This is a genomic window from Geobacillus sp. FSL W8-0026 (genome assembly GCF_037966255.1).
GTDB classification, from domain to species: Bacteria; Bacillota; Bacilli; order Bacillales; family Anoxybacillaceae; genus Geobacillus; species Geobacillus icigianus.
On sequence record NZ_CP150194.1, the window covers coordinates 2,408,054 to 2,418,156 of the forward strand.

6 protein-coding genes and 5 pseudogenes are annotated in these 10,103 nt (G+C 50.4%); 6 read left to right on the plus strand and 5 right to left on the minus strand.

What is annotated here, in order from left to right:
* Positions 1-56 precede the first annotated feature (56 nt).
* A complete protein-coding gene (locus tag NST29_RS12035; protein WP_339232190.1) occupies positions 57-2,729 on the minus strand; it encodes a calcium-translocating P-type ATPase, SERCA-type in 2,673 nt (890 codons plus the stop codon).
* A 258-nt stretch (positions 2,730-2,987) separates the two neighbouring features.
* Between NST29_RS12035 and NST29_RS12040 the strand changes: the two genes are divergently transcribed.
* From NST29_RS12040 to NST29_RS12050, 3 genes and pseudogenes are all read left to right on the plus strand, one after another.
* Positions 2,988-4,727 (plus strand): NFACT RNA binding domain-containing protein, encoded by a 1,740-nt coding sequence (locus tag NST29_RS12040; protein WP_033017952.1) that lies wholly within the window; start codon positions 2,988-2,990, stop codon positions 4,725-4,727.
* A gap of 389 nt (positions 4,728-5,116) precedes the next feature.
* Positions 5,117-5,534: pseudogene (locus NST29_RS12045) on the plus strand (DUF4277 domain-containing protein); the annotation flags it as partial.
* A gap of 273 nt (positions 5,535-5,807) precedes the next feature.
* Positions 5,808-6,221, plus strand: coding sequence for a hypothetical protein (locus NST29_RS12050; protein ID WP_153017178.1), 414 nt, complete (start codon positions 5,808-5,810; stop codon positions 6,219-6,221).
* Between the two features lie 272 nt (positions 6,222-6,493).
* Here the strand turns inward: NST29_RS12050 and NST29_RS12055 are convergent.
* The 4 genes and pseudogenes from NST29_RS12055 to NST29_RS12070 all read right to left on the minus strand — a co-directional run.
* Positions 6,494-6,925 (minus strand): annotated as a pseudogene (locus NST29_RS12055) (transposase); the annotation flags it as partial.
* Positions 6,921-7,142 (minus strand): annotated as a pseudogene (locus tag NST29_RS12060) (IS701 family transposase); the annotation flags it as partial. The pseudogenes NST29_RS12055 and NST29_RS12060, both read right to left, overlap by 5 nt.
* 351 nt (positions 7,143-7,493) lie before the next feature.
* Positions 7,494-7,774 (minus strand): annotated as a pseudogene (locus NST29_RS12065) (IS701 family transposase); the annotation flags it as partial.
* A gap of 123 nt (positions 7,775-7,897) precedes the next feature.
* Positions 7,898-8,191, minus strand: a complete 294-nt coding sequence (locus NST29_RS12070; protein WP_153017177.1) for a contact-dependent growth inhibition system immunity protein — start codon at positions 8,189-8,191, stop codon at positions 7,898-7,900.
* A gap of 195 nt (positions 8,192-8,386) precedes the next feature.
* On the opposite strand from NST29_RS12070, the pseudogene NST29_RS12075 reads away from it, so the two are divergent.
* The 3 genes and pseudogenes from NST29_RS12075 to NST29_RS12085 all read left to right on the plus strand — a co-directional run.
* Positions 8,387-8,812, plus strand: a pseudogene (locus NST29_RS12075) (helix-turn-helix domain-containing protein); the annotation flags it as partial.
* Positions 8,813-8,960: 148 nt separating this feature from the next.
* Complete coding sequence (locus NST29_RS12080) at positions 8,961-9,149, plus strand: integrase (protein WP_231559889.1); 189 nt, start codon at positions 8,961-8,963, stop codon at positions 9,147-9,149.
* Positions 9,150-9,499: 350 nt separating this feature from the next.
* Positions 9,500-9,928, plus strand: coding sequence for a DUF3888 domain-containing protein (locus tag NST29_RS12085; RefSeq protein ID WP_033022292.1), 429 nt, complete (start codon positions 9,500-9,502; stop codon positions 9,926-9,928).
* Positions 9,929-10,103: the final 175 nt, after the last annotated feature.

The window sequence follows — 10,103 nt, forward strand, 5'->3', positions numbered from 1 at the left end:
AGAAAAGGTCATAGAGCTTGCCTCTATCACCTTTTTCATTATACCATAACCACGTTTTATTTTCTCGCCCGAAACGAGCCAGCAAACAAAAATGTCGGCAAGGCGGACAGACCGACGATGAGCAGCCAATCGACCGCGGCGAGCGGCTTCGTATGGAACACCGCAGCGAGCGGCGGATAGTAGATGACAACCAATAGCAAGGCAAGCGACACGGCCACCGCCGCGACAAGATACATGTTCCCGAATGGACTGCGGTCAAAAATCGAACGATCGCAGCGGCAGTCAAACACATGGATGAGCTGCGCCAGCACCAACGTCGCAAACGCCGCCGTCTGGGCGTAAACGAGATCCTCGCCGCTCCGTTCATAGGCCGTCAAAAACGCGGCCAACGTCACCGCGCCGATCAAAACGCCGCGACTTATGATTTTCCAGCCGAGCCCACGCGCGAACACCCCTTCATCGGGGCGGCGCGGCGGCCGCTTCATCACGTTTTCTTCCGGCCGGTCGAGCCCGAGCGCCATCGCTGGTAAACCGTCGGTGACAAGATTGACCCACAAAATTTGAATCGGCACGAGCGGCAGCGGCAACGCCAGCAGCATCGCAAACAACATGACAAGAATTTCCCCGACGTTCGAGGCGAGCAAGTAGCGGATAAACTTGCGAATGTTTTCGTAAATGTTGCGGCCTTCTTCAATCGCAGCCTCAATCGTCGCAAAGTTGTCATCCAACAAAACGAGCGACGCCGCCTCTTTCGCCACTTCTGTCCCCGATCGGCCCATAGCGACGCCAATATCGGCTGCTTTCAGCGCAGGCGCATCATTCACCCCGTCCCCGGTCATCGCGACGATATGGCCGCGCCGTTTGAGAGCGTTGACGATTTTCAGCTTATGCTCCGGAGCAACGCGGGCGAACACGTAAATGTCATCGACAGCGCGTTCCAACTCATCGACCGATAACTTCGAAAGCGTCGCCCCGTCCATCACTTGGCCGCCGGGCGGGAGCACGCCCAGCTGTTTGGCGATGGCGGTGGCGGTCAACACGTGGTCACCGGTGATCATCACCGTTTTCATGCCCGCTTCTTTGCAGCGCGCCACCGCTTGCTTCACCTCAGGCCGCGGCGGATCGATCATGCCGGCGACGCCGAGGAACCGCAGCTTTGTTTCCGCCTCCTTCTCCGACACGATCCGTTCTGTCTCCGCAAGCGGCCGGTACGCGACGGCAATCGTGCGCAAGGCGGAAGACGCCATCTGGCGAATCGCCTTCTCAATCGTCTCTTTCCAAGCCGGCGTCAGCACCTGTTCGCGGCCGTTCCATTCAAGGCGGTCCGCCCGCTCAAGCAGCACATCGGGCGCCCCTTTTGTCACGACCAACCGGCGGCCGTTTCGGTCGCGAACGATCACCGTCATCATTTTTCGCTCCGAATCAAACGGAAACTCCTGCTCGACCGTATACTCACGCCAAACCATTCCTTTCGCCAATCCCGCTTTCGCCGCCGCAACGAGCAGCGCCCCTTCGGTCGGATCGCCGTCGACATAGCGCCGCCCGTTTTCCTCTTTCAACTCCGAACGATTGCAAAGCACCGCCATCGTCAATAGGCGGGCGATCTCGGGAACGCGGGTTGGATCCACCGCCCGGCCCCGTTCGGAAAACTCGCCGGCCATGTCAAAGCCAACGCCGCTGACCGCAAATGTCCGTCCGCCTGCCCATACTTGCGTGACGGTCATCATGTTTTCCGTCATCGTCCCCGTTTTGTCGGAACAAATGACCGAAGCGCAGCCGAGCGTTTCCACCGCCGGAAGCTTGCGGACGATGGCGTTTCGTTTGATCATCCGCTGCACGCCAAGCGCCAAGACGACCGTCACAATGGCCGGCAACCCTTCGGGAATAGCGGCAACAGCGAGCGATACGCCGGCCAAAAACATTTCATACACGTCGTGTCCTTGAACGACCCCGACGGCCACCACCATGGCCGTCAGCGCCAAGGCGACGACAAGCAAAATTTTCCCAAGCTGCTCGAGCCGGCGCTGAAGCGGGGTTGCTCCCGCATCCGCCTCTTCAAGCATCGTCGCGATTTGCCCCATCGCCGTTTTCATCCCCGTGGCGATGACAATCCCGATCCCGTTCCCTCTTGTCACGAGCGTCCCCATAAACGCCATATTGTGCAAATCACCCAACGACGCCTGGGCGGTGCGCAGAGGGGCAGCCGATTTGGCCACCGGCACCGATTCGCCCGTCAGCGCCGACTCCTCGATTTCCAAGCCGGCTGCCTCAATCAAGCGGACGTCGGCCCCGACCCGGTCGCCGCTTGCCAGCCGCACCACATCGCCGACAACAAGCTCGCGCGCCGGGACTTTCACCCACTCCCCGCCGCGCAGCACCACCGCTTGCGGCGCCGACAACCGTTTTAAAGCAGCGAGCGACTTTTCCGCCCGCCGCTCTTGGATAAACCCGAGGATGGCGTTCATGATCACGATGACGACAATCGCCACCGCATCGACGTACTCGCCCAAAAACGCGGAAATCACCGTTGCCAACAGCAACACCAACACCATAAAATCTTGAAACTGGCGAAAAAAGACGACGATGGCTGACTCCTTCTTCCCTTCCGCCAGCTCATTGTACCCGAACTGCCGCAGCCGCTTTTCCGCCTCCGCTGCGGTAAGCCCGGTCTTGACGTTCGTCTTCGTTTCGTGCGCGACATCGCTGGCCGCGAGCGTATGCCACTGCATTAGTCTCCCCCTCCGTCCTCTCCGTCTTTTCAGCGCACTGTTTCCGCTTTTCTATGCTTATTCACTCCTGTCCAAAAAAATGATCGATTGGGCGGCATAAACAAACGACCGAAATCGCTTTGCCGCGCATTTCCTCATTTATATAACCGTTTGGATGAACATCGCCCTTCATCCCCCGAAATGTTCGCAAAAATGTTCAACAGAGCGGATCTATGGTAAGATCGAAGTAGTAACGAAACAAATAGAAAGGTGTTTTCCATGTCGTTTGACGGAGTGTTTACATACGCTATTGTCGGGGAACTCGAAGAGGCGCTTGCGGGCGGGCGGATCACGAAGATTCACCAGCCGTCGGCGCATGAGATCGTCATGCTCGTGCGCGCCCGCGGCCGTAACCATAAAGTGATGCTGTCGGCGCATCCGACGTACGCGCGCGTCCATTTGACAAACGAAACGTACGACAACCCGCCCGAGCCGCCGATGTTTTGCATGCGGCTGCGCAAACAGTTGGAAGGAAGCGTCATCGAAGCGGTTCGCCAAGTCGATTTTGACCGCATCATCACGATCGACACAAAGGGACGCGACGAACTCGGCGACGTGCAAACAAAGCGGCTCATCATCGAAGTGATGGGCCGCCATAGCAACATCATCCTCGTTGAGGCATCGACCGACACGATCATCGACAGCTTGAAACATTTGCCGCCGTCCGTCAACCGCTACCGGACGGTGCTCCCGGGGCACCCGTACGTCGCCCCGCCGACGCACGGCAAGCTGAATCCGCTTGAGGCGACGGAAGAAACGGTGCTGAAAAAACTGGATTTTCACGCCGGCAAGCTCGCCCATCAGCTCGTTTCCGCCTTCAGCGGCCTTTCGCCGCTGTTCGCCAACGAGGTTGTCTTCCGCGCCGGGCTCGCCAATCGGGCGACGCTGCCGAAAAGCTTCCTCGCGCTCATCGATGACGTCCGGCACCGCCGCTTTGCCCCGATGATGTACACGAACGGGGAAAAAGAATGGTTTTACGTGTTGCCGCTTACGCACATAAAAATCGAAGGCCAACCGTTTGCGAGCGCAAGCGAGCTGCTCGACCGCTTTTACTTCGGCAAAGCCGAGCGCGACCGCGTCAAGCAGCAAGCGCATGACATCGAGCGGCTCATGGCGAACGAAAAAGCGAAAAACGAGAAAAAGCTCCTCAAGCTTGAACAGACGCTCGAAGAAGCCAAAAAAGCCGACGTTTACCGACTGTACGGGGAGCTGCTCACCGCCCATTTGTACGCCATCAAGCGCGGCATGACGGAAATCGAAGTCACCAACTACTATGATGAAAACGGCGGCACGATCACGATTCCGCTCGACCCGCAAAAATCGCCGTCGGAGAACGCGCAACAGTACTTCCAAAAATACCAAAAAGTGAAAAACTCGCTCGCCGTCGTGCAAGAACAAATCGAGCGGACGAAAGAAGACATCGCCTATTGCGACACGATTTTAAGCCAGCTCGAAACCGCCGCGCCGAAAGATGTCGAGGAAATCCGCGACGAGCTCATTGAACAAGGCTACTTGCGCCCACGCGCGGCGAAAGGAGCGAAAAAGCGAAAACCAACCGCGCCTGAGCTGGACCGCTACACGGCCAGCGACGGCACGGAAATAGTGGTCGGCAAAAACAATAAACAAAACGACTATCTCACGACCAAACTCGCCCATAAGGACGACGTTTGGCTGCATGTGAAAAACATTCCCGGCTCGCACGTCGTCATCCGGAGCAAGCAGCCGTCTGACGGGACGCTCTTGGAAGCGGCGAACTTGGCCGCCTACTTCAGCAAAGCCCGCCACTCCGGCTCCGTGCCGGTCGATTACACGCGCGTCCGCTACGTAAAAAAACCGAGCGGCGCCAAGCCAGGGTTTGTCATTTACGAAAACGAACAAACGCTCTACGTCACACCGGACGAAGAGCTCGTCCGCGCCATGAAACAGCGGCAAAAAGAACACGCGGCGAAACAGCCGTAAACAAAGAATGTCCCTATAACCATGGTTGTCTTGATATGGTAACGTTTCTCCTTGAGAAACGATTCCGAGAAGCGGTTGCGCGAGTGAAATCCGCCACATCTGGACTGGGACTTTTTTCAATGTTCGGGATCCGGCGTCGATTCCGTAGCATAAACCATCCCGCCGCTATGGGGAGCGGCGGGCTCTATTCGTTCCCGCGCGTTATTTCACCTGTACGATAATGGAACCCGGCAGCCAGTCATGCCGAATCACCATGATCAGCTGCTCCGCGCTCTTTGGCACCTCAAACCTCACATTTCGCACCCTTGCGACAAGAATTGGGAGGATTTTTTGTTTCCATTGTCGAATGGATCCTTCACACCCAAGGAAAGCAAAGGAGTTTCTACACCATGAGCATTCAAATCCGTGCCATTTATGGTGGTTGTCATTTAGAATAAGTATCCTGTTCAAAGATCTTAACCTTCCTCAGTTGATGGATCATCTCGTTCCCGTGGCTCCACAATGCCAAACTCGAGCCAGCGATATCGTCAAACTAATCATTCTGGATATCTTGAGCGGCCGGCAAGCGCTCGTTCATTTGGAACAATGGGCGCATGACATCGATTGGCCGAAGCGGATTCGGCTAGGGCTGGTGCCGTCTTGGTTCAACGACGATGCCATCGCGCGTCATTTGGATCGACTGTATGAGGCGAATATCCATCAAGTCCTTTCGTCTTGCCTCGTGCAGATCGACAAGAAAGAAGGCCTTCTCTTCGCGTCTTCCACGCCAATGCGACGAACAAAACCGTTTACGGCGCGTATGAATCGGGGGGTGGGGACAATCGCTGCTTGACGGCAGCGCTGGTGGATATTTGGTCCATCACGCCCACATTCTCGCATTTACGGGATAGAGCTCCCGCTTGCGGTACGCGCTTTCTGCCGTTCAGTCGCCCCGCCCCCTTCCCACTCGACTGAAAGATAAATTGATGGAGCAGGCAAGCCTATGTATTTTTTTGCAATTACCTGAATTTTTTGTTTACAAGAAACAAGGAGTTTTAGGTATAATAAGGTTAAGTAGGGAAAATAGTAAAGTGGACCAAAGTGGCTAAAACTGCGGTTAGTGAAATTGAATTATCATCTGATTCGATGAATGTAACCGCTTCTTCTCTGTCTTCAAGTAGTGCATATAGGATTGTTACTAATACAGGGACAATGTGGGTTCTTGGGATTCCTGTTACGGAATATGTTATTGAAGGTAAATACTATTACAATAGTGATGGAGTAACTTCAGTGATTTATACAAAGGCTTATGTCAGTCATAATTATAATCCTGCTGTTGTTACTGATAAAGTGTGGGAAAGTGGATATGTTAGCAATAAAAAATATTATGGAGATGCTATGTTTTACTATAAAATTGGCTTGGGCTCAATAGGTCTTGGGCAGTTAGGGAATGTATATATTGGTGTTGTTGGGAATAAAAACGGAGTAGAGAGCGGATATTTTTACACTAAATAATATTTTTTGCTTCTTTACCAAAAGCTTATGCTTCCAAAAACTAACAAACTAATATTTTGGCATATACTTGTTCAGACAAGTGTATCATTTATCAAGTGCGTGTTGCGGTGATGAACCTATTTTTGGGGGGAGTAATGTTGAAAAAAAATGGATGGTTATACTCCTTTCAGTAATATCACTATTTTTAGTATTGATGGCTTTAGGTATATATGCTTTCTATTCTGTTAAAGGATAATCGTAAATTATCACTTTACCCGTGGTGCTGTTGAGCATTAGAACTCAACTAGCCCGAGTGTGGCCAGTGAATAGGCTAACCATATGCCGTCGAGCGCTACGTCAAATCCGATCATGGAATTCGCTCGAATCTCTGTAATCCGGTATTGGTCAACCAGAACCAAGAACACCGTCCGATCATTTTTACGTTTTGGTTGGATCCACTTCTCCCATGCCCCGGACGGGTGATGGTTCTGGTTTTTTCGAGACGGAGTCCAAAGCGCCATTGGGTATGCTTCGTATAGCCTTTTTTGCCAGTCGCGTCTAATGAACCCCTTGTCCCCGAGGTGATAGGGATGAGGAATTTGGATTATCACGCTTTCGGCTGCGATTCGATCGCGGCAGGAGGCTTCCGTCACCACATATCCCATTGGCAAACCTTGATCGGTCAATTGAAGGTGCAGTTTCCATCCGCCGTACCATTGCTTTTTTTGAAGCGCAATACGACGCTGTGTCCTTTCCGAGAGCGAAGAAGCTCCAGTCCGGAAGAGATGTCTTGTTGAGATTCCGCGATGCTGGATACGCAGGCGAACAGCACCACGGCCCCATACCGTTTCACCACCAGAACGTGGCGAACACGGTACCACCTGGCTTCAGCTGGTCTTTGGCCTGTCGGAAAACGCATTCGATCGTCCAGCGGTGGGCGTAGTAACCATGAGGCATGAACCTCCTTGTGGGTAGTTGGTGGTACATCGATTCTAACCAAGGAATCGGGTTCATGTCTCCTTTTTTATTTGTTTGTAAATTTATGTTAGCGAATTTGCTCATCTACAGGAGATTATAAAGAAGTCGCTACTGTATTAAAATATCTAAGGAAAAAGCCGGTGAGTTTATTAACTAACAACCCACTAAAAATTAAGAAGATGAAAGAGTATGGTATTAATATTTTAGAGAGCATTCCAATCTATGGTGATATCACAAATGATAATTTTAAATACTGTAGATGAGCATTTTTCATTACAATAATTTCCATGCCCTAAGAGACAAACAGGGTACCCCTTAGGCGACATGGAGCTGTTTTTTGATCACATCAATGGGAATCTCTTGCTTCGCAGCATCGTAGATGAACTCGACGATGCTGTGCCCTTTCCGAGACCGAAGAAGCTCCAGGCCGGAAGAGAGGTCTTGTTGAGATTCCGTGATGCTGTATACGCAGGCGAACAGCACCACGGCCCCATACCGTTTCACCACCAGAACGTGGCGAACACGGTACCACCTGACTTCAGCTGGTCTTTGGCCTGCCGGAAAACGCATTCGATCGTCCAGCGGTGGGCGTAGTAACCATGAGGCATGAACCTCCTTGTGGGTAGTTGGTGGTACATCTATTCTAACCAAGGAATCGGGTTCATGTCTCCTTTTTTATTTCGTTGTAAATTTATGTTAGCGAATTTGCTCATCTACAGTTATTGAATTGCCTTTAAAACAGTATTAATAAATTCTGGACCATCTTCAAAATCTAAATATCTCATACTATATTCATTTACATATTTTTCGATTTCTCTCCACGTCTCTTTATCACCTTTTTGTAAAACATCCTGCAACATTTTTAATTCGCTTATTAATTGTTTTACCATTGATTTAGGTTCTCGCTCTTTGAAATCGGTTGCCAATCCCTCAAGGTCTGACCAGCTAACACTTTGATTAAAATACCCACTCATGAAATATTTGAGCATTTCTGGCTTTTTAAAATTATCCACCATAAATCACCCTTTCTCATTTTGTAATACCGTCAAGAATTTTGTGTAATGCAAGATAGGGTATCTCTGAAATAGATTTGGAATGGATTAGGGGACTATATACATGCTCATTAAAAAATTAACCTTCGTATAACTGGTGCCCACTCCGGTGATACTGCGCCTAAGGAAAAGCATGGGAAAGGAGCGGAATTCGGCATGAAACGTCTCAAAATCACCGACCATCACGGATGGACGCCCCGGAAACTCCGCAAGCAGGAACGGAAGATCAAAAACGCTCCTCTCCGCCAACGCGTGATGGCCGTCCGCCTAGTCATGGAAGGATCGTTGGGCAAAGAGGTTGCTTCCATGGTTCATGCGTGCCGCCAAACCGTTTCCCATTATGTGCCGCTGTTTAACGAAGGCGGGCTTGAACTCCTGCTTCATCGGGATGTTGCCCCTTTGCGGGAGCCGTTTCTCACTGAAAAACAGCAGAAAGAGATCAAACAACTCGTGTTGACCACGACCCCTGCGGAGCTGGACTGGGACATCGCTTCGGCGTGGAATACGAAGATCCTTCAATCCTATGTGCACCACCGTTATGGCATCTCCATTTCCCGCGAAGCCTTGCGAAAACTCTTGCATTGAAAAGGGCTTTCTTGGACCCGGCCGACCGACACGTTGGCGAAAGGAGCCCCGAACCGTCTCATCGTCTTGGTGCTGGATAACGCCCGAATTCATCATGCCAAAATGGTGAGAGCGTGTTTGCAGGAAGAAGGACCGTGTTCACTTCATTTCTCTTCCTCCGTATTCTCCGCAACGGAACCCGATCGAACGCTTGTGGAAATGGCGGAAAGACACCGTCATCGCCAATGTGCTTCACAACGATCGAAACGATATCACTCAAGCCATTGCCCGGTTGGTGGAATACATCCATGAACGCCCCGAGGAAGTGCTGCAACGCCTGAGGTGTGCAGCGTAATCGAGAAGTTAAGTTTTCAAGGTGCATCTATATAGTTGTAAATTTATGTTAGCGAATTTGCTCATCTACAGTATAGTAAAGACTTGAATATACTTCAGTGTATTTTTCAGACCCTACCAATGTGATTTCATGGTTTACCAAACTCCTGTAATTGAATGACAAGAGTCGAGCCCCAGAAATGCCATGTATGGTCGCCATTAGCAATAGCCACTCATCACTACCATTATATATAATTTGAACAAGCCCTCCACCCATAAAATAAACCATTTTAATCGGAAATTTCATGATTATTTTGACTGAATATCTGCAAAATATAGTTTGATCACGACAATAAAAGGAGGAATTCAAATATGAACAGGAAATTTATAGGAGTAATGTCCCTCTTTTTAATCATATTATTCGGAATGTATGGCGTCGGGACTAAAATTGTCGCCAAATCAAAAATTGATGAAACAGAGTCAACAACGGCATTAGTGGTTAATAAAAATGATTTAGAGGACCTTTCCATTTACTTCTTAACGCCTTATATAACCAAAGCAGTGCAGGATTATTATGGAAAACCATCTGGAATTCAGTGGTGGAAGCCTAAAATATTAGAGATTAAAAATTTAGAACCCGGGAGTCGTTATAAATTCTTACTCAAAATTCATGTAGAAACATTTAAAGGGGCTCACAACCCTCCTTACGGAATTGATATAATAACACTTGAAATCGATTTTGACAAAATTCGTATTATTGATTACAAGCACATCGAAGAGAAGATAAAAAAACAAACATAGGGTATTACCTCTTTTATTTTTCCTAAATAATGGGCTCACTAATCAGCGAGGAACAGCTGAGCTTATACAGCTACTTTCTCCTGCCCGAGTTCGACAGTGACTAGGCAAATAAATCGCCTCTCAGTCCTTGATGCAGAAGGGCTGAGAGGCGATGAGGTATACTTGTGGCGTGTAT